Genomic DNA, 25690 nt, shown 5'->3' on the forward strand with positions numbered 1-25690 from the left:
TTTCACGCTTGGTAAAGTCACGACTATTCGTCAGCAAAAGCCGACGCGATCTCCTTTTTGACCTTCTTAGCCGCCCGTTTTTTTACGGGCGCTCTCTCGAATATGGTCAATATCCTTTCGAGGGATTTATCTGCTTCGGCCTTTCGCACCGCGCTCTTTTTCATCGCTGATTTAAAGTCCGGTTCGCTTCCCACTGAATTGACGCTGCGAGGGTCGTCGGCGTGCTTTGACGTATGAGAAGCATCTGGTAACCGGAAACTTCGCTCAGGTATGGAACTGCTCGACGGCGTCATTATCCCCGCCAAGCTTCTCTCCGCAAACTTCCCTCCAGGTGTTGTATCAGGGGGAGGTGGACTATCAGAACGATCTTCAGGATGCCCCGTCGTGAAACTGGTTGCGTAATTGGTGACGTGCTGACCTTTCGGCGCGGGCATTTGCAGCCACGCGCGTTTCAATAGTTCGTTGTCGGCATAGTAGAAATTCCGCACCCCAAAAATTGGTTGCTGATTTCGAAGCTTGATGATGCACCGCGTCTCGTCCATTGAGCCCAGTTCGTCAGGGCGCATCAAGGGCCGCATCGTGGTCTTTTGAGACATCGTGGTGCCCTTGCGATCAAACAGGGTCAAGCCCGTGGAAACGGCCTTGTCGACCGTCACCTCCTTCCGCTCGCCCAGCAGCTGCGAAATATACCGCTGATCTTCGGGATCCTGCGCTCCAAGGAAGATTTGAGCGCGGGCGGAGTTGACGAGCGTCTGACGGCCTTCGCGCGTATAGACGTTATCGATCGACCGGAGCGATTGGACAAAGAACCAGCAGGGAATGCCGTAGCCGCCGAGGACGGTCGCGACGGTGAGCGCGTTCTCCAGCTTGCCGAGGTTCTGGAATTCATCAAGCAGAACGAGCACGCGTCGTTCGTTACGCGCCATCATGTTTCGCGACATGTAATCCATGAACTGGACCATCAATACATTGAAGATCGGGCCGATCAAGCCGATCTGCTGGATGCGGAAATCCAGATAAAGGCTCATATTCTGCCGGCGCATGGTGCGGATGTCGAACGTCGATCGCGCCGTCGCCCGCAGGATCCGATTGTTTTTGAACGGCCGCACCGCTGCGGCGAGCGAGCCATAGACACCATCGAATTGCTTGCTAGCCATGACGGCGAAGCGGGCAAGGGTGGTGTATGTAAAGGGACTAATCCATTCGGCGCGAAGCTTAGTATTGGCGACTTCCTCCAACCACTCACGAAGCGGCTTGTTGCCGCCTTCGATCACATTGAGGACCGTCCCAAGGTTTTTATCCTTGTCGGAGATATCCGGATTTTCCAGTACCCATGACGTAACACCGGCGAAAAGTGCGCGGGCGTCGGAGATCCAGTAAGCGTCGCCCTTCGGCGTCGGCAAAAGAGCCGTCGCGATGGAATTGATGTCGATATCGCGCTGGTCGGGGTCGATGGCAACGAAGTCGAGCGGGTTGTAGCATTCCGTATCGCCGTTTTCGTCTGCCGGCGAGAAACGTAACACGCGCGAGAATTTCGAACGATATCCGGCCGTGGCCTCATAGGTCTCGCCGCGGATGTCGAGCACTACGATGCTGTCCGGCCATAGCAGACAGTTCGGCACGATCAGCGATGCGCCTTTGCCCGACCGTGGCGGTCCGATCACGAAGCCGCCGACGTCATCCCCGTCGATCCAGAGCTTCTTTCCGCCGAACAGGATAGGCTTCATGAACCGACGCCGGCCGGAGCCGCGCTGCGTGAAACCGCCCGGAACCTTCATCAAGCTGCCGCCGATCCGACCAACGAATACGCCACCGGTACGCGTGAGGCCAAGGGCGCGGGCCTCCTGCGTACTGAGAAAGCGAGCGTCGGTCGATTTCTTCTTACCTGTTATGGCGGCAACAAGCACAGCGCCACCGGCAAACAGGCCAGCCGCGGCCGCTATCGCCGGCCGATGCCAGTCGCCGGCGGCGAGATCGAGCCGTGCCGCTCTAAAGGATGCGAGGATATCGTCCTGCAGCGCCTGAAACATCCATTTCGAGTTGTCGAACGCATAGTAGAGGCCGGCATAGGCGAGCGAGGCGACGAACGAGGCTACGGCGGCGGCAATCGCGAGCCCGAACAGCAGGATTGCCGGGTTCATAGCATGTTCCCCTTTGTAAAGACGATTTCAGAGACGACGCGGCGACCATCCGGAACGCGAGAGAGCTGGACAACGACAGGGATGACTTCCTTGAGGTAGTCGATAATCTCCTGCTTCTCGAGCGCAACGCCGCTCTGCATGACCATGAGGGCCAAGCGGTCATAGGCCGAGCGCGCCGAGTTGGCGTGGACCGTTGTCAGCGAGCCCGGATGGCCGGTATTGATCGCCTGCAGGAAGGAAAACGCCTCGGCGCCGCGAAGCTCGCCCAACATCAGCCGATCTGGACGCATGCGCAGCGAGGCTTCGAGTAGCTCCTGCGGCGTCACTTTGGCGCGGCCCTGGCCTCCCTTCGACGCGAGCAACGCGACTGTATTCGGGGTGATCGGCTTTAACTCGCGCGTGTCCTCGATGGTGACAATGCGCTCCTCTTCCGGAACCTCCTTGAGGAGTGCATTTAGGAAGGTCGTTTTGCCTGTCGACGTACCGCCCGATATGGCGATCGAAACTCGCGAGCGCACGGCAGTTTGAAGAAACTGCATGGCGTTGACCTCGCCCTTCATCATGGCTGCAAGCTCTTCCTCGGCCGCCGATAGCCTGAGTTGCCGCCCGACCTGGGTATGCTCGAACGCGCCGCGGTTCTTGTAGACCTCCAGCCCTATGTCGTGGATGACCTGCTTGCGGATGGAGATCGCGCCGCCGTCGGGGGCGGCCGGCGGCAGAACACATTGGAAGCGTTCCCCGGTCGGGAGCGATGCCGACAAAATGGGATGCTCGTCGTTGACGACCTGGTTGGTGGAGCCGGCAACGCGCTCGCTCAAGATCCGTATCCAATCGGCGGTAAACTGCGCATCAACCTCGCGTTCCATGCCGCCAACGCCGAGCCGCTCGATAAACAATTCGCCGGGCCGGTTGATCGAGATTTCGGAGACTCGATCATCCGAGAGATAGGGCTTCAACCGCTCCAGCGCCTTTTCGAGAAAGGGGAACTGCCTCATTTGTGGATCGGCGCGATCGGATAATAGGGCGTCGAATCGACGTTGCGCCGGATTTGCCCGCCACGCTTCAGCCGCATCATCTCCTGCCGGACAGGATCGGCATAGAAGTCGGAGAAATCGAGATCGCGCCGCAGATAAACGATAATCGACTCGCCCTGGGCGACATAGATCGTCGGCGGGATCTTCGAGCTTTCCTTAAAAGCTTCGTTGGCAATGTCCTGAAGGATCGCCGATGACTTCTCCGCGGCGATCGATCGCGCCTCCGCGGCCGTGCGGCTCGGTTCGGTTGTGATCGTCGTGACCGCGCCGGTGATGGGATCGACCGTCGAGATCGAACGAGCGCTTTCCGCCGCCGTGTCGCCGAGCGCCGAAACATATTCCGCCGCGCCGCCGATCACCGACAGCATGATCGCAGAACCGAAGCGTTCCCAGAAATGCGTGTCGATTTCGCCGGTGAGCCCGGCGCGGCCGAGACGGTCGGCGCCGGGCGAGGCGATCTCGACGGACAGGCCATCGGACCGGATCACGCGGGACCAGACGATGAAGATGCGCTTCTGGCCGCGCGCCAGCCCGGACTTGTATTCCCCGATGAGGCGAGAGCCTTTCGGAATGAGGATGCGCCCACCGTCGAGAGAACGGACATCCTCGCGCACGACAGCGCGCACCATGCCGGGAAGGTCGGTATTAATCGCCGTCTCCAGAAACCCGCGGATCATCGTGCCCTGGGCTACAAGCGCGTCGGTCCGATCAAACCGCGTCGCCTTTACGATGCTGGCCGTCTGCTTTTCAGACTGGGCGAGGAACGCCTTGTTCGCGTCGCTTTCCGCGCCGGGAACTGCGACGAGCTGGCCGTCGTCAGCAGCCGCCACCGAGTGTTCGCCGGCCGACAGGCGTTCGCCGCCGGAGCCGTCGACGATGATTTGCTCGGAGCGCAGCCGCTCCCAACGTGCCTTCTCCTCTTCTTCCCGGCGCTTAGCCTCCAGCTCGGCAAGCCGAGCTTCCTCTTCGGTGCGCCGGCGCGCCTCCTCCATGCGAAGTCGTTCTTCCTCGGCGCGGCGACGCGCCTCTTCGAGCTGACGCAGTTTTTCCAGATCGTCGCCCGCGTTCACGGTGAGGTTGACCGCCGCGGACTCCACTGGCTTCTTTTCGGCAGTCGGAATCTGCACAAGGTTCGGATCGGCCGCCTGTTTTACCGGCTCCTCCGGGAAGTTGCGGATGCTGGAGTTCGAGGTCTCGAATGTCTCGCCGGAACCCTCGGCAATGCTGGCGTCTTGCGGCCCCATCGGCCAGTTGACGTAGGCAAGGACGCCGGCGCCGACGACAAGCAGAAGCGGAAGCGCGAACTTGCCGAGGCGGCCGTTACGTTCGCTCGCCACACTGCTTTGCCCGTCGAGATGGTCGAAGTCGATCTTGCTCATCGCTGGCGCTCCTCTTTGCGGTCGAGGCGCTTTGGCCCGTAGGCGTCCTCGATGAGATCGAAGGAATGGCGATTGGCCTGGCGGTTGTAGAGGCAAAGCCATTTGTCGCCGGCGCGCAGCGTGAACTGGCCGGCGATCTTGTCGACGACGACATACTTTCCCTGCGTGCGCAGGTTGACGAGCGATTCCCGGCGCTTGCCTTCGACGACGAAGATGGCCGGAATCTCGTCCGGAAATTCCAGATACATATGCGTGCCGTCGTCGAAGGCGACCCGCGGCTTCAGGCTGGTATCGCCGCGGAAGACGTAATCGTAGTTCAGCCGGCTCGGGTCGAGATCCTTCAGCAGGGGATCCTTGGCACTCTCCTGCGCGGCGGCCAACAGCCGGGCGTTGACATCTTCGTCGGGATATTTGAACCGAACCTGGAATGCAGCCCGAAGGTCGGCCGCGGCCGAGCCCTTCAGCAGAAGGGCGTAGACGCGCTGGTTGGTGACGATGTTGACGTTCGTCTCGGCGTTCTCGCGTAGCGGCTTGACGAAGAGGATCCCCGACCCCTTCTTCGGGACAATCGACCAACTCGCCGTGTCGCCGGCCGAGATCGTCTCGATCACCTCGGAGCTACCAAGCTGGATCATGGTCGAGACCCCGAGACCCGCAGGCACGGTCACGACCGCATTGTTGTTGAAGGTGATGTAGCGGATGCGGGGATCGGCCGAGACTGGGGTGGTCGCTACGGCAAGTAGCGATAGCGCCGCGAATGAAAGGAGAGATTTCCGCATCAGCGCGCCGCCTTGTCCGCCGGCAGAACTTCCGGCAGCGATTCCTGATCGCGCCGATACTCGGTGGCCTGGAAGCCAAGCGGGTTGTCGAAGCGATATTCGTTCTTTAGCGGCGCCGTCGTATAGCGGAAGCGGACCACCGAAACCCAGTGTTCGCGCCGAAGGGTGTTGTCGCGACGCGTCTCGGTTGAGAAGCGGACCGTCGCCGTGGAAGAGTTGAGGAACGAGACCGACTTTATGGTAACCGCGATGCGCGTATTGCGTCCGAGCATCTTGTCCTTCGACTGCGGGTTCGCGGGCTCGAATTCGTGACGGAGATCCGAGGCGGCCTGGCCGGTCGAGTAAAGCTGGGCTAGATCGTAATTGTCCTTGAGTGCCCGAGGATCATACGTCTCGCGCGCCCGGATGTAGCGCACGATGTTCGCCGTCTTGATGGCGTCGTTTTCGGAAAGCTTGCTCTCGTTCAAGGAGCGGGCGACTTCCACGAAGCCGGTGGTTTTGTCGGAGATCACCACCACAGCCTCGAACTGCTTAAGCGGCACCAGCAGATTGAGAGCCGAAAGGCTGAGCAAGGTGGAAAAGCCAGCCACCGTCGCGACTGTCCAGGCGATTTTCCGCGAGCGGCGCTCCTTGCGATAGAGTTCCGCCTCCCATGATGCGCCGGCTACCCAGTAGGCGGTGAGATCGATCGGCGGGGTTTCGGGCATATTCGCGGTTGCGTTGCTCATTGGGGTTTATCCGATGGTCCGCCGTCTGCGGCATAATTAACTATAGTTTATTCACTAGGCCAAGTGATCGCCTTTACCGACCACATCCGTGCGGGGAGGGAGCCGGATAGCCTTGAATTCTGGAGTCGCTCAGCTCCGGCGCAGCGGTTAGGAACCTAGCTGCACCATCGCATCAGGATCCTCTTCGAAGCCGTGTTCGTGAAATAGAAGGAGCGATCATCCTTCACGTCGATCTGGACCGTGTCACGATCGCCGTCCGTTTCATCGGAGCCGGCCTCGATCCACAAGACTTCGAGAACAAAGGAGTTGCCTTCCTGTTTGAGGGCCAGAACTTTCCCGGCGGTCTTGTTCGCGCCGAGGCCCTTGTCCTCGACATAGATGAACGCCGCAGCTGCGGCTTCGCAGCCGCCTTCGGCGGGTGCATAAGCGCCGATCATCACGGGCAAGATCGAACTTAACGTTTGCGCCCATGCCACGCCGGGAAGCAGCAAGCCGACTGTTATGATCGTCGAGGCTATTTTCATCATCAAAAAGCCTCCTCGTCAAAAGCCGAACAAGCTGCCGAGGCTGTGAACACATCCGGCGAGCGTGTTGTAAAGATCGATGCAATACTCGGCAAACGGTTTGAAGAAGATGACGGCGACCATAAACACCAGGAAACCGAAGCCGCCACCTTTCTTGGCTTCGTTGCGAGCATGTTCCGCAGCTTCCTCGTTGATCTGAGCCTGCTGGTGGAGTGCGGCTTGATACCGGCGATCGTCACCCCAAGGGTTCATGGTAGCCTCCATGTGAACAAAAAATTGTTAGCAGTGGTATTCATGTATCTTCAGCTTAAAGTTGCCCGTTCTTTTCAGTCTCCCTCTGTATTGCGCGCGCTTGGGCTGCGTAAACACTGGCGGACGTGCGTCGGCGACCTAGACCGCTCCTCAAGATTTGCGCTCGGCCGGTGACCTGATTTCGAGCACGTCGCCAAGACTCCAATCCGCCGTGCAGCGGTACATCACCCTGACCGAGCGCCACGCCGCCGGCGATCGCTGTGGCAAAGGCTGGGATAAACCGGAACACGACGATCCCCAGCAGGCAGACAATCACGAACGGTGCCACATAGGACAGCTTGCTTTCTGTCGCGGTACTGTTGGCCGTGTTAATGGCAAGCTCGATGAGCTGGTAAAGGAAGGCAAGAAACGCCATTATCAAAGTCTGCGTCACCATCAGATTGACCATCAGCAACAGCCAGCCCTCGGTGAAGCGGAAGGTCCAGCGATAGAGCGCCAGAATGATGAACACCGGCGCCAACGCTAGCGTGATGAACAGCATCAGCTTGGCTGCAAGGATCGCTGCCCCAGCGACGGCGATGAAGATCATCGCGACGACGAACACGACAGCGCCAATCAACGCCCCGACATATTCGAAGGTACCGGTCGCCACCTGTTCATAAACCTTGCCCGCCGTTTCAAAGACAGCGTCGAGGATCTTCACCACGCCGGTCGTATCGTCGGTTCCGCCATTGAGGACGCCTCCGGACCCAGCGATCGACTCGATAATCGTGTCGGAAATCAGGTTCGGCACGGACTGCACGAGCTTGTAGAGCGTGGCGGAGAAAGCGCCCCAGTTGGTCGCCATGTAATAGATGAGGAAGGCCCTACCGAGCCGCCAGGCCGCCTCCGGCACGGAGAAGCCGGCGCGACCGCCAAGTATCATATAGCCCCACCAGACGACGTAGAGGGTGAGCATCGACCCGAACAGGACATTCACCTGAAGCGCAAGGCCCTCGTAGGCATTCCGAACGAACGTCTCGCCTATCGCGTCCAGCTTTGCGAAAATGTCCGATATGATCGTGGTTGCCGCCATCCGTTCATTCCCTCAGGACAGGCGCGAAGACGCCGTTGACGGGCCGTGCCGGACCGCACAACTCATCCGCCTCCACAAAGCTCGATATCGGCGGGCAGGGGGCATTCTTTTCACCCTTCGTCTGGCATCCGGCAACCAGCGCGAGACCAGAAAGCATTATCGCGACGAGCAATGGCATGCGGCCTCACTTGAACGGGTTGACGTCTTTGTACTGCAGCATCTTGGCTGTCTCCGACTGCTGAGTGAGCCGCATCTGCATTTCTGTGTTCAGCGCCGAAACCCCGCCGTTCGAGACACTGATCAGCTCGTTGATCGTGCGCGCCGTTTCCAGCTGCATGCGGGTATTGGCGTCGACCGAACCCTTGACGTCTTCGGCCGAGCCGATCTGGCCAGTTGCCGACTGCAGCGATTGCTCACGCTGCGAAACGCCTTGCGATGCCTGCTGGGTCAGCGCCGAGAGCAGGGCGGCCGTGTTGACTGTACCGGAAAAGGCATGGTTCATCGCCCCGGCATCCTCGCCTTCGACGATCGCCTTCACTTGCTTGACGAGCTGCAGCCCGTTGATCAGCGTCGCCGCAACGTTCTGTGCGTCGGAGCCAAGACCGCCGAATGACAGCGTGCCGCCGTTCATGATCGAGGAGAACGATGGCGCCGCCGAAACGGACATGTTGCCGCCGAGGCCGGTCGAGGAAATCCCCATCGACCCGTCGCGACTGCCGGACAGCGCGCCGAGGATCTCCTTGGTCTTTTCGAGGATGTTGGTGTTGGTTTTCATGATCTCGCCGGTGTTTTCGGCGTTCTTCCTGGCGATCGCCAGGTTCTTTTTATCGATCACTAGAACGTCGGCGAGGACCGGTGTCGAGAAGGCGAGGACGGTAGCCACGGCGAACGTCTTTTTCATTGCAGACCTCCTTGATCGGCCGCGTTTGCGGCATTCTGGATGAGGAGAAGATTGTTGCCGATCGCGCCGTCGGTGCCTTGGGGGGACATGATCGTGGTTTCCGCATCTGCATCCACGACTACGGCGCAGCGTGGCCAGTCGTCGCGCGACAACGTCATCTGTTCTAGGATGACCGGATCGCAGCTGTACGGATTGACCTTTGGATCGGACTTCAGGGTTTTGGCTGTCTCCGAGATCTTCGACAGCTTCATCTGCATTCTGGCCTGAAGCAGCTCGTTGAAGAGCGTGCGTGCCGTGATCAGGTTATTCACCAGTTCGGCATTGAAGGCTCGCGCCTGTGTATTGTCATCCCAAGCCTCCTGATAGATTTCCGAGGCCCCAGCGGACTCTGAAAGACTATCAATGCGCCGGCCCGCCTCCTGGACGCGTGCCGTGCTTGCATCGATGCCGGGAACGACGCGACCGACCGCGCCTACTGCCGCGCTATTCGAGCTACGCGTAGCGCCGGATCCATAGTCGACATAGGATTTGAACGACGGCGAAGAAATGTCCTCGATATTCGAGCCGCCGGCATAGGCGTTGAACCAGGAATGGTTCCGACCGACCTTGCCGGCCCAGTTGCTTTGCTCCGAAGCAGTCGAGCCGTTGTACCAGGAGGCCAGGCACGCATAGTCGGTGCTGCCGCATTTGTTTACGCCCATGCCGAGATATTTGACGCCGCCCTCAATGTTCTCCTCATTGATCTCCCGGTCGAAACCCATACCCTTGCCGGTCTTCTTCGTCAGCTGCATGACGCCCTTCACGCCGGTCGGAGAGCCTGAGCACGTCGAAATTCCGGACTCGGCGTGGGCCACAGACAAGGCAAGGCCGACCGGGACATTGTGCTTGTTTGCATAGTGCTTGATCAGCTCGACGTTTTTGGCATCCTCGTTTACGGCTTGCGCCGGTGAGCGGTAGAGACGGCGGTACTTCTCCTTGTTTGAGATGTTGCAATTCGTGATCGTCTGCTCCTCGAGTTGATGGCCTCGTGTCTCCGTGTCCTTCTTCGAATGCCCTTCATCCTCGGAGCGCTTTTCCTTCATGTCGTTGTCGTTAACAGGAACGTCCGCGAGGGCGGGTGCTGGTGCTGTGACCAATGCAGCGGAGAGCAGGAGAAGGATCGTTCTACGCACTGGTCGCCTCCGGGAGGGTCCAGCCACAAAAATGTGGGAGCCAGGCGGCAGGCTCCTCGCCATAGCTCAGGCGTAGCGTCTGGCATTCGCGTACCGTGTCCGGCCGACCGGACAACACCTTCACCAGATCGGGCATCGCCGACAGGTCGAGCCGAGCGATAATTGAGTCCTGTGCATGCTTGATCAGGAACGTGCGGCTCGCTTTATCCGCCTGCTTGACGAAGCGGAACTCCTTATCCGAGAGCCCGAAAGCTTTGCGGTAACTCTCCTCGTCGGCGGAGGCGTTGGGGAAGAAGATGTTGGTCATCGTCTGTTCGATGATCGTGTTGCGCAGTTCTGAGCGCACCACGTCGGCTGCTGATTGCGTGCCGAAGCCGACGATGCCGTTCATCTTGCGGATGGTCTTCAGCCAATCCTTGATGAAGCCGGAGAAGACCTCATCATCGAGCAGCCGCCAGCCTTCATCGAGAAAGATCATCGACGGTCGGCCGTCGAGGATCTCCTGGATGCGGTGGAACATGTAGAGGAGAGCTGCCGATCGCGTCCGCTTGTCGGAGAGGATCTCCGTCATGTCGAAGCCGATCAGCGAGCCAGAAAAGTCCAGTGTGTCGGCGGGATTGTTGAACAGCCAGCCCTTGTCCCCGGTAGTCCATTCCTTCAGCCGGTCGGCGAGGTCGCCAATGCCAGAGCGCATGCGCCCTCGCATGGCCTCGGCGAGCATATCGAGCCGGCGCTGTTGCCGGTCAAAATCCGTATAGATGCTATCAACCGCATCGGAGATGACGGCCATCTCTTCGGCATTGAGCACGCGGTCCGAAGGTGTGACCAAATAGGAGACGAGCGTCTTGCCAAAGCTTCGGTTGGCCGGCGTGTCTTCAAGCTGGAGCGGTGCAAAGCCCGTCGGCTCACCCGGCGAAAGTCGTTCATAGCGCCCGCCCATGGCGCGGACGAAAATCTCGCCGCCGCGGTCCTTGTCGATGAAGACGCAGCGCGGCCGTGGCTCGACCCGCATGCCTTGCGCCAAGAGGAAGGAAAGCGCCACCGTCTTGCCCGATCCAGTCGGGCCGATGATTGTGAAGTTGCCGACATCGGCCTCGTGGAAATTGAAGAAGTAGGCGGTTTGGCTGGTGGTCTCCAACAACGAGATGGGAACGCCCCAATGGACCTTATGTGTTTGGCCGGAAGGGAAGTTATGCGCGGAGAACAGCCCGGCGAAGTTCACCGACGAGATCAGCCCTTGACGTGCGATATAGGAGAAGTTGGTTGGCAGTTGCGCCCACCAGGCGGCTTCTAGATTGAGGTCCTCGCGAACGGCGACAACGCCCATGCGCGCAAGTTCGGCAGAAACGTCGGCGACGGCACGGTTTAGCCGCGAGAGATCGCGCTCGAACACCGCAACCGTCATGTGATGTTTTCCGAACACGACTTCGCCCGAGGCGAGCCGGTCGCGCGCCGTCTCGATGTCGTCTTCGACCACCGTGCCGCCATCGTCGGAGTTTGCGATCTGCCTGCTGATCGTCACGATCGCCTCCGTGACCGTTGTCCGATCTTCCGGCGCGAAAGAATGGGTAACGATGAATTCGTAAGGCAGGCGGAGCAATCCGTCGAGCTGACCGGGCGTCGTCATCGGCGGATATTCCTTGATCGACACCATCGCCGCGACCTTGGAGGACGAGCCATCCGCCGACCAGATTTCTGTTGCCTTGCGGCCGAACATGATCCGCCCGGTCCCGATATAGTCGGCAAGCGACATGCGAGGCAGCGGCATCGTCCGCTCGTCGCCGGCGGCGAGGATCTTGGCTAAGAACTCGGCAGGCTCGGAATAAATACCGCCGTCACGGGTAACACAGGAAAGAATTTCCGGGCGATAGGAGCGAAAGTCGCCGACGATACCAGAGACCATGTCGTTGAGGTCGCGCAACGCCTCGCTGCTGGCTTCGACCTCATTGTCAGCCATGCGGAAGACGTCGAACATGCGGTCGACCTTGCCGGCGCGCCCGGTCATAGGCCGTCGGATGACCGTGAGGTAAAGCTCATTGACGAACATGGTCCGGTGCTTCAGCCCGTCCATGTAGCGGGCGTTCAGCTCGTCGGCGAAGGGATTATCGAAATCGCCGTCGATTGCTGGCACGATCTGGCGACGGATGATAGTGGCGTAAAGGGCAAAACGCGACGATCCGAGCGACCGAACTGTCATGTTGCGGTTGGCCAGGCGCGCATTGATCTCCGCCTGATCCATCGTTTGGTATGGGAGGCCGGATAACCGGATTACCTGCAGCAACAGGCCGGATTTGGTGACGATCGTCGCTTCATCGACATGGCGGAGATACGGGACATGCGTGCCGATCCCCATGTCGCGGGCGCGTTCGCGCCCGAACTTCAAGTCGCGATTGACGATGTTCATGGGGCGTAGCTCCCCGCTTTCCAGAAGCGCCTGTTGCGGATCGCTCTGCGCATCGACAGGAACACCTGCACGACCCGGACGATGTGGATATCCCGCTGGCATAGGTAGAGCGCGACGAAGTGGATCGGCAGGACGACCAGCGGCGCCAGGAAATTCGATGATGCGATGAAGATGACGATCCCAAAGATGCCGTTCACCACGAACACGATGATATCCACCCCGAAATACATTGGAGGCCTCGTCAGCGGCAGGATGAGCGGTTCGACATCGGGAGCATCGTCTTGCATATCAGAGGCCCGCCGAGGACTTCATAGCGTCGACCAGTTCGGCCGCACCGAAAATGATCGCAATGCCGATGATGATCGAAATTGCAACCTGCCAGGCCATGCGTCCAGAGAGGAACAGAAAGCCGAGGAAGCACACTGCGATGATCATGAAAGATCGCGCGACGTTGCCCTGCAGGACACCGACGAACCAGTCAAGAATGCCTTCGATCGGGGCCGCAGATTGCGCATAGGCGAATTCCGGCACCAACGCGGCGGGCGTTGCCAGCAGCGCCAGTGACAGAATAACTTTGCTTCTCGATCGCTGCATCATGGGAAGAATGTTCATTCGAATGTCCTTCGTATTTTTGGGAGGATGGAAGTCGTGGTGAGCGTCGTTACTCCGCGGTCCACACGTGTTCCTCGCGCCATGGGGAGGGCGCCAATGCGACCGTCTCTTGTCGATGCGCGCTACCGCTGCGCTTTTCCAGGGCCGCTGTTGCCTTTGCATTCAGCTTCCACCGGTTCATCACCTTGACAATGTACTGGGCGGTTTCATTGAATTCGGGGATGCCACCCTTCTGGTAAACCCGCTCTGGACCGGCATTGTAGGCAGCGAGCATCAGCAGCGGATCTTCGAACTCCCCGTAGAGTTTCTTGAGATAACGCACGCCGCCGCGGATATTGGATCGAGGATCGCAGCGATCGGTTACGCCGTAGTCGGACGCGGTTTCCGGCATCAGTTGCATGACACCGATAGCGCCCGCGTCGGAGACCTGATGTTTGCCGCCGGCGCTCTCGACGTCGACCACGGCGAGGGCCAGATCCGGATCTAGCTCCTCCTCGGCGGCAATCGTCCTCACCATCTCCAGAACGTCGGTAGTGTCGACCGCTTCACAAGCATTCGCCGTTACAGTCGACGCGGAGATGAGGAGAGGAAGCAGGGTAATTTTCAAATTCTTGGCCCCAGGTTGATACGCCGCCGAGTAAACTATAATTAATTCGCATTAGACTTCTCTGTCAACCTGGAAATGGCCATGCACGCGCGCATACAGCAACTTAAGGTTATCAGCCTTGCCGTCACGCTTCTTTCCGTAAACGCGACGCTCTTGAGGGCGGACGGTGAGGATCCCTATGCGGAGCCGTCCCCGAATTACCTTCGGCAGTTCGTACAGGAAGGGATGAAGATGTTCGTGCTGGAGCGCTTCGACGCCGAGGGAAAGCTTGTGGCACGTTCCTTAGAAAAGGTGGAAGCCGAGGTCGGGATCGAAGGCCCTGTCAAGCGAACGATAGGGGGCCGCGAGATCAGCCTACGGGGCTTGAACGCCTGCCCGTCAGAAAAGGTTCTCTATAATCGTGTGCAGACATGGAGCTGTGTCGATGCCGCGCGCGATTACGCCAAGGCTGTCTACAACGGGCGCGCCAGCGTCATCCTATGTAAGACCCTGCTGCTATCACCGGCGGCGGGAGAAACAATACCAGCATCATGTTTCCTGCTCGTTGGCGGCAAGGGCGAGCCTTTCCGGACCGTGAACGATGATGACAGCATGGTCTTCCTTGGCCTGGCTGCAATCGGACGAACGCAAGATGGTCGTTCCCGGCGTCCTGACCTTGAAGAATCGCAATCTCTTTCCCAGTCCATGGGGTTTCGCAATTCGCACTAAGCTTTGCTTCTTATCGCCGTCAGTGGACAGCGGCTCCTGCTCAGGAGAAAACCACCGCGTTTGCTTCGGGCGCAAGTTTCGAGCAGTCGTTACAAGGTTTCTGAACCGCCTACGATAAGGCTGCACAGGTCGACCTCAAGCGCCTCGGAGATGACCGCAATTTCCCGAATGGTCAGATTTTTCCAGTCGCCCATCTGAATGAGTTCGAATCTGTTTTCGGCAACTCCAGTCAGCAGCGCGAGCTTGCGGGGACTCGTTCCTTTCTCCACCATTTGCTGTGCCAGGTGAGATACAATGTCTGCTGGACTCTCGATTGGCATCGCGGCCTCCCATTTTACCCTTACGATACCGCCAAGGACGAGCTCAATTATTAGATGCAGGTCCTCGGCGGTTCACAAAGCAAACTATTACGCATGGTGATGTAAATTATAATTTATGTCCGTGCTTTTTCGCGTCACGCTGCTAGACGAGATGCCTGCTATGTCCTGCGATCATCAGCCTAAGTCGCCAGTTCGGTGTAGGGTTCAGGATCGTAGACGTATTCGGCGGGGATTGCGGGCTGCGCCATCAATGAAAGATAGCGCTGGAGGTTTTCCTTGCTGTTGCTAGCGGCCAGCCCGTAGAAGTTCCCGCTATTCCACGTGATGACGCAATGCCTGAAATGAGCGTATACCGCTGCTGCCATCTCGGCTAACGTGACCTCGCTGTGACGCATTGTCGCCAGCACCAGCTTGGACTTACGCTCTATTTCCTCGGCCCCGAAGTACCGGGACTTGAATCCGTAGTCCTTTTGAAACTCCCGCAACTGATACTCCCGGAGATCCGCCGCACGGAATTTCTCCACGAAGAGCAGAATCCCATCTTCCTTGAGATGCTGCGCGACGAACGCGATCTGCTGACTTCTGTTGGGTGAGTACATTTGGAATGTCGTATCTTCCAGGATGATATCGAAACCGCCAGTGAACGGCTCAAGGTGGATTTCGGAATGGAGATGTTCTTTCGTCAATCGATGAAAGGAGCCGAGAAAGAAACTGGCGTGCGGCGGCTCGCCAAAAGCCAGGAAGCACTTGTAGTTTTCCTCGTTAGGGCTGCAGGACAAAGACTGGATCTTGCCTCGGCTCATCTCGGAAAGCGTGCGCGCCATCGTCCCTTCGGCGGTGCCGAGGCTATAAAGCAGGACCTTGGTCGTGCTCAGTTGGCTGTAGCGCAGGACCGCATGGGCCATACGGAATTCTTCCTCGAGACGATAGGGAATGCTGCCGTGATAATGCTGATCGAAGAAGCCCTGGCGGCGCGAATGCAATTCGACGAGCCGATGCAACAACGGGTCGTCGGGCAGGAGGCGCGTATCCACGGTCGGTTTGCGAACTGGTGCGCCACCATTGCCGGCGGCTGTCTCGGCGAAGAAACCGGCTAGATGATTCAAACGCGGGGCACGATCGCATTCGGTGAAAAACTCTTTGAAATTTTGCATCGCAATACACCTAAGCAGATAACCAGAGGGGCGACGCTGCCAGCTGCAACCGCAGTGGCGCACAAATTTCATGCGCTTAGATTTGCCTTTCCGCGGGCGGCGCCTTATTCCAGGGGTAACGCCGGTTTCGGCAACGCGCTTTCATGCGCATGCCACTTTTGCACGAAAGTGCCACGATCACCCAACTGCGGGTTATCCAGAGTTGTTCGGCAGCTCAAGTTGATTCTATGATCCGGGTGATTTTGAAACGAATATTGAGGGATTGCTTCTCTTGACGGAGACGCTTGGCTTCCAGCCTGATGAGGTTCGCCGTTCTAATCACAAGACGGTCGTACACCAGCACATGGATTGGGGCGTAGTACGGGCCCATGTTGTAAAGCGAACCGGTTTGCTCCGACAGGAGACTCGGTTCGCGCCAGAGCAGCACGCCTTATTGTTCAATTTGCAGGGTGACGCGCGATCCGGGGACGACTATGTGGATGGGCGGCGTGTGGCGTTCACCCCTCGGCGGCCCGGATCGGTCGTTTTTTTGCCGGCGCATAGCGAGTGGACCGGGTGGGACGAGGGGGACGCTAGAGGCTGCTACCTTTTTGTCTCCATCGACCCCACCTTCATCGAGCAGACGCTCGGCGCCGATCATGTCCGAGGGTTGCATCCAGCTATCGGATTTAGAGACGGCATGATTGAGGCTTGTCTCCACACGATCGTGGCCGAACTCAAGAATCCCGATCCGGCCAGCATCATCATGGCAGAGAGCCAGGCGGTCCAGATGTTTATCCAACTCGCCAGGTTGAACGGCTCGGGATTGGAGCCTTTGAAAGGCGGGCTCTCACCATTCGACCTTAATCGGGTCGTCGCCCTGATCAACGCGCGTCTTGTGAACCCGCCAAACCTAAATGAACTCGCCGCGGAAGTAGGTGTCAGCAGGCGCCACTTCTTTCGTGCGTTTAAGCAGTCTACCGGGATGTCACCCTTCGCCTTTGTCGCGGATCTGCGGCTGAAACGCGCTGTCGACCTTCTGCGGGGGACGGATCGCTCAGCCACCGACATTGCCCTCGATTGCGGGTTCGGGAGTTCAAGTCATTTCGCGGTCGCATTCAAACGCGCCTTTGGCACTGCTCCCTCGGAGTTCCGCCGACGGTGGCGAATTTGATGGGTATCGGCGCGTTATTGGGCACGTTTTCGACAATGTGGTCCCGGTTCGAAAGCGGGGTTGCGGGGAAGTTCCCTATTAATATGGCGCATCCACCGAAAGGCGCCGCCAATGCTCCAACCATATTCTGTCGCAGATCCCCAGACCGCCACTCAGGCATCGCGATCCTTCAACGGGTTCCTGGCGAGCACCTTCGTTTCGGCCGTTGGCCGAAACGGGTATCAAATAGCCTGTGCATGGATCCTCGTGGCGCAGGGATTTGGCGCCGCCTCAGTTGCTGCGTTTTTCGCGATCCTCAGTGTCACTGAGCTGGTATCGAGCCCGATCGCAGGCTGGATGTCAGATCGGTATGATCGCCGCATCTTGTGCGTTACCGCTGACATCGTCCGGTTCGCTGGAGCTTTAGTACTGGGCCTGCTTCTGATAGTCCTCAATCCCAAGTGGGCGATCTGGTGGTCTGCTGTATTGTTCGCGACCTCCGACCGGATTGCGCTGACATCGTCCCAATCAATGATTCCCTCCGTTGGCGCCGGCCTGTCACTACCAGCCGCAAACTCGATGGTATTCTTTCTCATGCAGTCGGGGAGCCTCGTTGCGGCAGTACTTACAGGTGTGCTCCTGCATTTCGCCATTCCCACCTATACATTTACTCTGCTCGCGGCGGCATTCGGGCTGTCAGTCTGTTTCATGCTGGCTGTACGGCGGGATCTGTCTCCTCAGTTTCGCGCCGGCGCAGACACACGACCGGCAGTGCAAATCGATGCGCATTTGCTGCAATTGGGTGCAATCTATGCGCTGCTCTATACCGGAGGGGTGCTGGTCAGCGTCATCGGTCCGAGCTTCGTATTTGCCGAGTTGAAAGGTGACGCGATTGACTTCGGGCAGTTGGAGGGCGCTTGGTCAGCAGGATCCATCCTAGGTACGCTCCTTCTAATACCGATGCTGCGAGCGGCAAGGATTACTATCCTGCAGTTTGCGATCCTCGCGCTGACTGCGATCTCGTTCGCCCTTCTGAACGTGCTCGACATTCCGTGGACTCTCCTGATCTTTGCTATCCTAGGTGCGCTTTATAATTTGGGCAGGGTCGGTATTGAGGTGATGCTACAATCCTCCGTGCCTCAGGGGGCCCTTGGCCGTGCGAAAGGCGCAGTGCATAGCGTCGGCGTTTTGCTCGGGGTGGTCTTGTTTGGCGTGGTCGCAGCTTTGGGGAACGAGGAGCCCTCAACGATTTTTCTGGCGTTCGCCTTTATTCTTGCAGTGGGTACTTTGGCTTTGACGATCTGTCGTGTCGTCGATAGGCGATAAACCGCAGATAACTCAGCTCCGGATTTAGCCGCGAGTTCTCGAAGATCGTATTGAGTTCGATGTCGGAAACCGCTTTCCACAGTTTTTGGCCACACGTTCCGCACGGTTCTCGACTCAACAAGGGTTCTCACATCGGCGTCATTATGGAGCCCGATGGTGGTGGGTTTGAAGGGCAAACCTACGTTAAGGCGCTAACCCCGGAGAAGCTCCTAGATGTGGTCATGAGTTTCACTTCCCCTAGACCTCGATTTCCTCGACGCTCCGGCGGCGTCGGTCACGGCAACGACGCCAAAAGGCCCGACAAAAAGCGAGATCTGATCTCACCGGTTCTTAATGAGAACGGGGGCCCCTGAGGCGGTCCCCCAGAGCCTCGTTCTGTCTGAAAGCGCAGGAATTTTAGAAGGAATACCTCGCCGGGGGCAGTCGATCCCGGTCCCCGGCTGCTCGCCGTCGCTTCTCTAATCGGCGTGTTGAGGTCAAGCGCTTTTCGAGCTGTCCCACTTGTGCGGCGTTCAACGTTTCTTCGCGGCCCGCGCTTCTCTCCGGGATCGGCACTAGGCCCTCCCACGATGGGGTCCAGTAGATGATGTGGTCCAATCTATGCTGCATCCTGATGACGGATCATCGGTATAAGCGACGGCCACGAACTCACATCACCATCGTCCGCGAAGGACGTCTTCCTCCGCGAGGCGGAGCTTTGAATTTCTCTTTCTTTGATTGCGTTTAGAACTGACTACTTTATGCGGGCATGGCGCCGGCTGTCTCCTCCCGCGTCCAGCGGAACTCTGAGCCGTCCACCCACATCCGATGCATCACCACAGCAAGCCTGCGCGCCAATGCAACGTTGGCTTTCTTTCTGCCATGCCGCCTGGCAATGTTCATTGCCCATGCTTTGAGCCAGCACCATTTCACCACACGCGTCAGCATCGTCTGCGCCGCCTCATACAGAAGCGCTCGCATCATGGCATCCCCGCATAGGGAGACATGACCGATCCGTTTGCTTTCGCCGGACTGGTTGAGCACCGGCGTGAGCCCCAGTACGGCTCCCACCGCCCGCGAATGGCGGAACCGACTGGGAATGTCGATCGTCGAGACATAGGCGAGCGAGACAACCGGTCCGACCCCAGGCACCGTCATCAGCCGCTTGCAAACTTCATCACACCTCGCCTCGTGGGCAACCTTCTTGTCCAGTTTGGCGAATTCTTCGCGCAGCTTGCGCCGTCCAGCGAGCAAAGGTTCCATGATTTCCGCCAGATCGGGGTCCGCCTCAATGAGTTCGCGTATCTTCTCCTCGAACGTACCCCCGGAGACGACGCCGACCTTCAGCCCGAAATTGCGCAGCAGCCCACGCATATCGTTCTCGAGAGCGATCGCTTTTTCCTGTAACAGCGAGCGAGCCGTCAACAGAGCGCGGCGCTTCTGGCTCGTAAGCGTCTTCACGTGTACGCTCTTGAAAAGACCGACCCGCATCATTTGCGCAATGCCGCGCGCATCGTTGCGATCACTCTTGTTCGTTTGCGAAGCCTTTAAGAAGGCCTTCGTGTGGCGCGTCTCGATGCAGAATACCGGAAGGCCGGCCTTTGCCAGTCCTTCGAACAGCCATTGCGACATTGGCCCGGCCTCAAGTCCCACCCGTTCCAAGCTGAGCGCGGGATCACGCAGGATGGCAACCAAGTCCTGCGGGTGAGACACTACCTTTTTCTCCCGGCAGGTCTTGCCGCTTGCATCGACAATACAAACGCTGGTTTCTTTGACCGAGACATCGAGGCCGGCGTAATGTTTCATGGCTGCGCTTCCTCTTTCTGATGTTTGTGGCTGTTTCATACAGACCACGTTTTATCATTAGCTCGGTGCGCAGCACCTTCCTCCGATCGGTGAAGATGGGGCACGAAGCCGATTACCCCATCTATGCTGAACCTCCCGCGGCGGCCCTTTTAACTGGTCTCGGCATGCGCGAATTCCCGCCGTACCCTGGTGGGTCGCTATGCTTACGGTTCCGATATGCTCTCCCTCTCAGGCCGCTGCGGCGGATTTTTCAAAGCCAAACCCGGCAGTGGTGCCCTTCGCTCTTTTCCAAGTCGATGCCAAGGTCCGTCGGACGAGACACGTGTCCCGCCCCGAAACCAACCCCGCGCAAAGGCGCGTTCGTTTGCGTGAGAGTGCCAGAACATCACAATCGTGCCGCGATATTATCATCGTCGACAATTTTTACTCACTTGACCCTAGCGAAGCATCGTCGGGTCCTCTATTTTGATCGTGAGGCAGTACGCGCTGCCTTGGGGCGTGGAAACCCCTCCGTGCGACTGATGCTGGTCGATTCAGCATCACACTCTCTGACCTTTGGGTCGGGGAGCCTGTGGCGTATGTCCAGGTTCTCCGGAACTAAAGGCCACAGGGCTGTCACGGACAGTTTCCAACTCCCCGATCATTCGGAGGTTTAGTGAGTTTCGCGGGGGCGTACCGCGACAAACTCTCTTTCCGGGGAGCGGCCGATGCGGAAGCGGAAATTCGCGACAACAGTCAGACGTCTACTTTCACTCGACTCGTCTTCGATCAGTCAAGCTCGACACCCCGCCAATCAGAACGGCGCACTCCTGTCATCGTTCATCGCTTTCCATGGCAAAGGATTGCCCCAAATCGGGGAGGTCCCATGTCATTGATCGTTGCCACCTCAGAGCCGAATTCCGTTTTTAAGACCGGGAGTTGCCGAACAATCTCCCGCGAGATCAAGTCTTGGGGGCGTGTGCAAGCTGAATTCGTTCGACGGACTGGATTGGAGAAGGAAGAAATCGCAATCACACCGACCCGGCATCTGGTCGTGCTCAATGTGCAAGGCGACTGTGAGCAAGGCCAGTACTTTCTGGACGGAAAACCCGTTCCCTTTGCGCGTAGAAAACCAGGTTCGGTTCTTTTCATCCCGGCCGGGAGCAACTGGCAAGGATGGGAGACCGGGGCACCCAGGGCGGCTTATCTTTCAATCTTGGTCGATCCGTCGTTTGTAACGGACCTTCTCGGCCGCACCATGCCTGAGCTGCAACCCTCGCTGTCGCCGGAGATGGGTTGTGAGGACCCTGTCCTCATGAATGCGGCGCGTGGGATCGGAGCAGAAATACGAGACCAAGGGCCACTCAGTACTATTCTTGTCGAAAGCTATGTAGCGACGATCGTCGCACAGTTGTTTCGCAGGCAAAGGTACGTTCCCTCCGTCAGCAAAGGCGGATTGACGCCGACAAGCCTGAACAGGGTCATTGAGAAAATCGACGAAAACCTCGACGTCGGTTTATCTCTCTCTCAATTGGCCGAGGTGGTGAGCCTCAGTATTCCCCACTTCTGCAGGGCATTTAAGCAGTCGCTTGGTTGTCCGCCATATGCCTTTATCATCCGGCGCAGGATCGAGAGAGCAAAGGAATATCTGCGCCATTCGTCGATGTCCGCTACGGACATCGCCTTGGCCTGCGGCTTTTCAAATTCGAGCCACTTCTCAAATGCGTTTCGCCGAGAGGTCGGAGTGACACCCGGGGCCTATCGTGGAGCTTGGCCAAGCCGAGAATCCAGATAATACGCGCAAGGGCATAGGTTCGACGCGGCCAGCGCGTAGGACCCGAACAAATTGCGCAGCTTAGGAGTTCCGACGGCGACCAAACGGCGGAGGTGCTGTGACAGCGCTTAAATGAGATTAGCCGGAGGGCGTCCCCCGGCGTTGCCTGCCGGTACGGGTGGTTGCAGCTCAAAAAGATGCAACGACGGAGCTGATTGGCGTCGTTCCCGCCCGGCAATCCTGACCGGATCATTGCCACACCCGCTGCCTGCGCAGGCGCTCCGCGGTGTGCCAGAAAAAATAGTCCTCGACCATACAAGATAGTTATTAGGTCACGAGCATTCGGCTCGTGTCCTCGCGGCAATGGGTTGCCTCTGCCTGATAAGTTTCAGGGCCGGTCCATATGATTTCTTGATCAGATCGTGCAGATGCGTCAATCCCCGGCAAGCGCGATCCAGCTAGAGTGGTCATCCTCGGAGAACAACAGCCGAGGATGCCATTGTGAACAGCAACGCCAAATCCGATGATCGTTTTAGCCCACCCGACGCACGCATGGCGTTACGTGTTCGCGGTCTCAAGAAGCGCTTTGGCGACCTTGAGGTCATCAGGGGTGTCTCCCTCACTGCTCACCGCAGCGACGTTATTTCCATCCTCGGCAGCAGCGGCTCGGGAAAAAGCACGTTGCTGCGATGCCTAAATTTCCTGGAGGAGCCGAGCGGCGGTGAAATCTGGATATCGGGGCGACAGGTTAGAGCTCGGCCCGGCAGGACCGGGCAGCGGGAAATCAATGCCCTGCGCGTGAAACTCGGGATGGTGTTCCAGAGCTTCAATCTCTGGTCTCACAAGACCGTCCTCGAAAACATCGTCGAAGCGCCGATACACGTCTTGGGTTTGTCCAAACGGGACGCCCGCCTTCGGGCGGAGGAACTGCTGCTTAAGGTTGGTCTGGCCGACAAACTTCATACCTATCCCTCCCACCTTTCCGGCGGCCAGCAACAGCGTATTGCGATTGCGCGTGCTCTGGCGATGGAGCCCGAGATCCTCCTTTTTGACGAGCCAACGTCGGCCCTCGATCCCGAACTGGTGGGTGAGGTGTTGAAGGTCATTCGTTCACTTGCAGAAGAGGGGAGGACGATGCTGATCGTTACCCATGAACTCGGCTTTGCGCGGCAAGTTTCGAACCGAGTTGTGTTCCTCCATCAGGGACAGATCGAAGAAGAGGCTGAACCGGAAGCATTCTTCAGCAACCCAACGTCACCCCGACTAAAGCAATTCCTGTCGGCGCAGCGCGAGGAGTTGCGTCAATGATGGAGCTGCAGGGCTTTGGCGATCAGATCGCTGCCGGGGCGCTAACGACGCTACGCGTTGCGTTGACCAGCTTGGTTTTGGGGATTCTTGTCGGTCTCTGCGGCGCGATGGCAAAACTGAGTCGGTTTCAGATACTCAAGCGATCGGCGGATGCCTATACCACGATTATTCGCGGAGTTCCCGAACTCCTCCTCATTCTTATCCTTTATTTCGGCGGCACCGTTGCAATGACGGCGATGTTCGGTCGCTATGTCGAAGTCGATGCGTTTGCCGCGGGCGTATTCTCGCTGACCATCGTTTTCGGGGCTTACGCGACCGAAGTCTTCAGGGCCGCGATCCGAGCCGTGCCGGTGGGCCAGATCGAGGCAGCACAAGCTCTCGGCCTGTCTACTCCCCATACATGGCGGCTCGTGATCCTCCCGCAAATGTGGCGATACGCGCTGCCGGGCATCGGAAATCTCTGGCTCACCCTGCTGAAAGATACGGCTCTCGTCTCCGTAGTCGGCCTCGAGGATCTGATGCGCAAGACCGGTGTGGCGGCGGGTTCAACTCACGATCCTCTGACCTTCTATTCCATCGCCGCCGGCCTCTATCTCTCCTTCACTTCCGTTTCCCTGGTAGGCCTGACCTTGCTTGAACGGCGCGCAAATCGCGGCGCCCGTATCGCAGAATGAGTAAACAATTATGAACTGGCACCTTATCGTTGACGTTCTGCCGCCTCTGCTTGAGGGAGCGCTTCTAACCGCCCAACTGACGGTCGCCTCCGTCTTGCTTGGCTTCGTCATCGCGTTACCGCTCTCGCTCATGCGCGCATCGACAATGACCGCACTCTCTCATCCGGTGCTTCTTTATACATTCGCGTTCCGTGGAACGCCGCTCCTCGTTCAGCTTTTCCTGATCTACTACGGTGCGAGCCAGGTCGAGTGGATCCGTTCGAGCTTTGCCTGGGCCATACTGAAGGAACCCTTTTGGTGTGCGCTCATCGCGTTTTCCCTCAACAACGCCGCTTACACCACCGAAATTCTCCGCGGTGGAATACGCGCCGTGCCTGGAGGGGAGATCGAGGCGGCGAAGGCACTCGGCATGTCCTACACGCTTCGCACGCGGCGGATTGTTCTGCCTATCGCCCTTCGCCTCTCACTTCCCGCCTATGCAAATGAGGTGGTGCTGATGCTGAAGGCGAGCTCTCTCGCCAGCACCATAACCATGATGGAATTGACGGGCACGGCCCGGAAGATCGTGGCGCAAACCTTCTCTCCCTACGAGGTCTTCATTTCTGCGGCTTTGATCTATCTCGGTTTCACATTCGTGCTCGTCCAGCTCTTCGGGCGACTGGAGAGACACATCACGGTCCACCAGCGCCGCGTCCAGGCTGAGAGCGATAGTCGTGAGCTCGCCCAAAGTTCGCAGGAGAAACTTGCGATAGGGAAGGTGGCGCGATGACCGCTCTCCTGGTCCCTTTCTCGCAAGAGCATGATCTTGGCTGCGCTGAGGCCGCCCTTCTGCGAGGAAGCTGGTATGAAATTGATCTAGGTGCAATCAGGCACAATTATCGGCAACTCCGCGAGCAGCTGCCGACGAACGTGAAGATCTATGCATGCCTGAAGCGGAATGGGTACGGGTGCGGTGCCGGGCCGGTCGCTGGCGCGCTGGAGTCGGAGGGTGCTGATGGTTTTGCGGTCGCCTCGCTTCTAGACGCCGTTTCGATCCGCAGGGCGGGAGTAGGGCATCCAATTCTTCTTTACCCAGGAGCCTTGCCGACAGCGGGGCCGATGGTGGAGGCACTCGATCTAACGGTTAGCGTTTCCAGTATCGATGAACTGGAGCGCTGGCGGTCCGTGATGACGAGAACCCGCGTCTTTATCAAGGTTGACCTGGGTTTCTTTCGTGCAGGTGCGACGCCGCTAGAGGCAGGCGGGCTACTTGCCGCGGCCCACGCAGATTCGGATGTGCAGGTCGACGGCATCTATGCACACCTGAGCGAGTTGCCAACGTCAAAGCCAACGGACGCGGTCAATCAACTTGGGCGAATGCAGGCGATCTTGACTGGAGCGCGCGGAGACCGGCCCGTTATTGCCATGATGTCGAGCACCGAGGGTGTCCTCACATATCCGGATATGGATTTGGATGCGGTCGACCCGGGGGCACTTTTTGTTGGGTTGCCAGAGGCCCAGCGGCCCACGCGGCATCTTACCTTGCGACCAGCTTTGAAGGCTATCTGCACCACCGTCGTCGCTGTGAAACGCCTCGATGTTTCGCTCGGTCCGATCCCGGAAATTCCAGGGTTCCGGCCGGCTATGGTCCTCGGCGTCCTTGGCATGGGATGGGGGGACGGCCTTCCTCGAGTAATTCCCCGCAATGCCGAAGCGATTGTTGGCGGTAAACGAGCCCGGCTGTTGCCGCCGGCCCACCTCGAGCACCTGCGCATCGACCTCACAGAGGTCCCTGAAACGCGCTTCGGCGACCAGGTCGTACTGCTCGGCAGACAAGGCGACGAAGTGATCACCCATGAGGAAATCGCGGCGCTTTGGGGAACTGACGTTATCGGCCTCTACGCAGGCCTGCGTGACCATATCCCGCGAATCTACACCTGAAC

The 25690-nt window shown here is 58.5% G+C and carries 25 protein-coding genes; 8 read left to right on the forward strand and 17 right to left on the reverse strand.

What is annotated here, in order from left to right:
* Positions 1 to 23: 23 nt before the first annotated feature.
* The 14 genes from ASD52_RS08665 to ASD52_RS08730 all read right to left on the reverse strand — a co-directional run bounded on the left by ASD52_RS08665 (position 24) and on the right by ASD52_RS08730 (position 13608).
* Positions 24 to 2141 (reverse strand): type IV secretory system conjugative DNA transfer family protein, encoded by a 2118-nt coding sequence (locus tag ASD52_RS08665; protein WP_057223914.1) that lies wholly within the window; start codon positions 2139 to 2141, stop codon positions 24 to 26.
* A complete protein-coding gene (virB11, locus tag ASD52_RS08670) occupies positions 2138 to 3136 on the reverse strand; it encodes a P-type DNA transfer ATPase VirB11 (protein ID WP_057223916.1) in 999 nt (332 codons plus the stop codon). Before virB11 ends, ASD52_RS08665 begins: the two co-directional genes overlap by 4 nt.
* A complete protein-coding gene (gene virB10 / locus ASD52_RS08675; RefSeq protein WP_057223918.1) occupies positions 3133 to 4554 on the reverse strand; it encodes a type IV secretion system protein VirB10 in 1422 nt (473 codons plus the stop codon). The genes virB11 and virB10 overlap by 4 nt, the downstream gene beginning before the upstream one ends.
* On the reverse strand, positions 4551 to 5333 hold the full coding sequence (locus ASD52_RS08680; protein ID WP_057223920.1) for a TrbG/VirB9 family P-type conjugative transfer protein: 783 nt from the start codon (positions 5331 to 5333) through the stop codon (positions 4551 to 4553). Before ASD52_RS08680 ends, virB10 begins: the two co-directional genes overlap by 4 nt.
* Positions 5333 to 6040, reverse strand: a complete 708-nt coding sequence (locus ASD52_RS08685; protein WP_057223994.1) for a type IV secretion system protein — start codon at positions 6038 to 6040, stop codon at positions 5333 to 5335. Before ASD52_RS08685 ends, ASD52_RS08680 begins: the two co-directional genes overlap by 1 nt.
* 176 nt (positions 6041 to 6216) lie before the next feature.
* Positions 6217 to 6588 (reverse strand): hypothetical protein, encoded by a 372-nt coding sequence (locus tag ASD52_RS08690; RefSeq protein ID WP_057223921.1) that lies wholly within the window; start codon positions 6586 to 6588, stop codon positions 6217 to 6219.
* Between the two features lie 15 nt (positions 6589 to 6603).
* Positions 6604 to 6837 carry a hypothetical protein gene (locus tag ASD52_RS08695; RefSeq protein ID WP_057223923.1) on the reverse strand — a complete coding sequence of 78 codons (234 nt, stop codon included), beginning with the start codon at positions 6835 to 6837 and terminating at the stop codon, positions 6604 to 6606.
* A 55-nt stretch (positions 6838 to 6892) separates the two neighbouring features.
* Complete coding sequence (locus tag ASD52_RS08700; RefSeq protein WP_057223925.1) at positions 6893 to 7912, reverse strand: type IV secretion system protein; 1020 nt, start codon at positions 7910 to 7912, stop codon at positions 6893 to 6895.
* 184 nt (positions 7913 to 8096) lie between these two features.
* Positions 8097 to 8813: a type IV secretion system protein gene (locus tag ASD52_RS08705; RefSeq protein ID WP_057223928.1), complete on the reverse strand. Its 717-nt coding sequence runs from the start codon at positions 8811 to 8813 to the stop codon at positions 8097 to 8099.
* Positions 8810 to 9985 (reverse strand): transglycosylase SLT domain-containing protein, encoded by a 1176-nt coding sequence (locus ASD52_RS08710; protein WP_162254156.1) that lies wholly within the window; start codon positions 9983 to 9985, stop codon positions 8810 to 8812. Before ASD52_RS08710 ends, ASD52_RS08705 begins: the two co-directional genes overlap by 4 nt.
* The gene (locus ASD52_RS08715; protein ID WP_057223932.1) at positions 9978 to 12389 is read right to left on the reverse strand and encodes a VirB4 family type IV secretion/conjugal transfer ATPase; all 2412 of its coding nucleotides are present in this window, start codon (positions 12387 to 12389) and stop codon (positions 9978 to 9980) included. Before ASD52_RS08715 ends, ASD52_RS08710 begins: the two co-directional genes overlap by 8 nt.
* Positions 12386 to 12676: a VirB3 family type IV secretion system protein gene (locus tag ASD52_RS08720; RefSeq protein WP_057210336.1), complete on the reverse strand. Its 291-nt coding sequence runs from the start codon at positions 12674 to 12676 to the stop codon at positions 12386 to 12388. The genes ASD52_RS08715 and ASD52_RS08720 overlap by 4 nt, the downstream gene beginning before the upstream one ends.
* Before the next feature lies 1 nt (position 12677).
* On the reverse strand, positions 12678 to 13001 hold the full coding sequence (locus ASD52_RS37085; RefSeq protein WP_057216055.1) for a TrbC/VirB2 family protein: 324 nt from the start codon (positions 12999 to 13001) through the stop codon (positions 12678 to 12680).
* Between the two features lie 49 nt (positions 13002 to 13050).
* A complete protein-coding gene (locus ASD52_RS08730; RefSeq protein ID WP_244497443.1) occupies positions 13051 to 13608 on the reverse strand; it encodes a lytic transglycosylase domain-containing protein in 558 nt (185 codons plus the stop codon).
* 81 nt (positions 13609 to 13689) lie between these two features.
* Here ASD52_RS08730 and ASD52_RS08735 point away from each other — a divergent pair, with 81 nt between their 5' ends.
* Entirely contained in the window at positions 13690 to 14316 is a 627-nt protein-coding gene (locus tag ASD52_RS08735; RefSeq protein ID WP_057223937.1) for a hypothetical protein, read from the forward strand.
* An 89-nt stretch (positions 14317 to 14405) separates the two neighbouring features.
* On the opposite strand, the gene ASD52_RS08740 is transcribed toward ASD52_RS08735, so the two are convergent.
* Together ASD52_RS08740 and ASD52_RS08745 are read right to left on the reverse strand one after the other, a co-directional pair.
* On the reverse strand, positions 14406 to 14636 hold the full coding sequence (locus ASD52_RS08740) for a hypothetical protein (protein ID WP_057223938.1): 231 nt from the start codon (positions 14634 to 14636) through the stop codon (positions 14406 to 14408).
* A gap of 179 nt (positions 14637 to 14815) precedes the next feature.
* Positions 14816 to 15790, reverse strand: coding sequence for a class I SAM-dependent methyltransferase (locus ASD52_RS08745; protein WP_057223940.1), 975 nt, complete (start codon positions 15788 to 15790; stop codon positions 14816 to 14818).
* Between the two features lie 271 nt (positions 15791 to 16061).
* Between ASD52_RS08745 and ASD52_RS08750 the strand changes: the two genes are divergently transcribed.
* Both ASD52_RS08750 and ASD52_RS08755 read left to right on the forward strand, forming a co-directional pair.
* On the forward strand, positions 16062 to 16943 hold the full coding sequence (locus tag ASD52_RS08750; protein ID WP_063991821.1) for an AraC family transcriptional regulator: 882 nt from the start codon (positions 16062 to 16064) through the stop codon (positions 16941 to 16943).
* Between the two features lie 111 nt (positions 16944 to 17054).
* Entirely contained in the window at positions 17055 to 18248 is a 1194-nt protein-coding gene (locus ASD52_RS08755) for an MFS transporter (protein ID WP_057223944.1), read from the forward strand.
* A 738-nt stretch (positions 18249 to 18986) separates the two neighbouring features.
* On the opposite strand, the gene ASD52_RS08760 is transcribed toward ASD52_RS08755, so the two are convergent.
* Entirely contained in the window at positions 18987 to 20033 is a 1047-nt protein-coding gene (locus ASD52_RS08760; protein ID WP_057223946.1) for an IS110 family transposase, read from the reverse strand.
* A gap of 865 nt (positions 20034 to 20898) precedes the next feature.
* Between ASD52_RS08760 and ASD52_RS08765 the strand changes: the two genes are divergently transcribed.
* The 5 genes from ASD52_RS08765 to ASD52_RS08785 all read left to right on the forward strand — a co-directional run bounded on the left by ASD52_RS08765 (position 20899) and on the right by ASD52_RS08785 (position 25688).
* A complete protein-coding gene (locus tag ASD52_RS08765) occupies positions 20899 to 21807 on the forward strand; it encodes an AraC family transcriptional regulator (RefSeq protein ID WP_057223947.1) in 909 nt (302 codons plus the stop codon).
* A gap of 531 nt (positions 21808 to 22338) precedes the next feature.
* The gene (locus ASD52_RS08770) at positions 22339 to 23094 is read left to right on the forward strand and encodes an amino acid ABC transporter ATP-binding protein (RefSeq protein WP_057223997.1); all 756 of its coding nucleotides are present in this window, start codon (positions 22339 to 22341) and stop codon (positions 23092 to 23094) included.
* Positions 23091 to 23768, forward strand: a complete 678-nt coding sequence (locus tag ASD52_RS08775; RefSeq protein WP_057223949.1) for an ABC transporter permease — start codon at positions 23091 to 23093, stop codon at positions 23766 to 23768. The genes ASD52_RS08770 and ASD52_RS08775 overlap by 4 nt, the downstream gene beginning before the upstream one ends.
* A 10-nt stretch (positions 23769 to 23778) precedes the next feature.
* Complete coding sequence (locus ASD52_RS08780; RefSeq protein ID WP_057223950.1) at positions 23779 to 24537, forward strand: ABC transporter permease; 759 nt, start codon at positions 23779 to 23781, stop codon at positions 24535 to 24537.
* On the forward strand, positions 24534 to 25688 hold the full coding sequence (locus ASD52_RS08785; protein WP_057223952.1) for an alanine racemase: 1155 nt from the start codon (positions 24534 to 24536) through the stop codon (positions 25686 to 25688). The genes ASD52_RS08780 and ASD52_RS08785 overlap by 4 nt, the downstream gene beginning before the upstream one ends.
* The last annotated feature ends 2 nt before the right edge of the window (positions 25689 to 25690 follow it).

The sequence above is a fragment of the Ensifer sp. Root142 genome (assembly GCF_001426785.1).
Classification (GTDB): Bacteria; Pseudomonadota; Alphaproteobacteria; order Rhizobiales; family Rhizobiaceae; genus Ensifer; species Ensifer canadensis.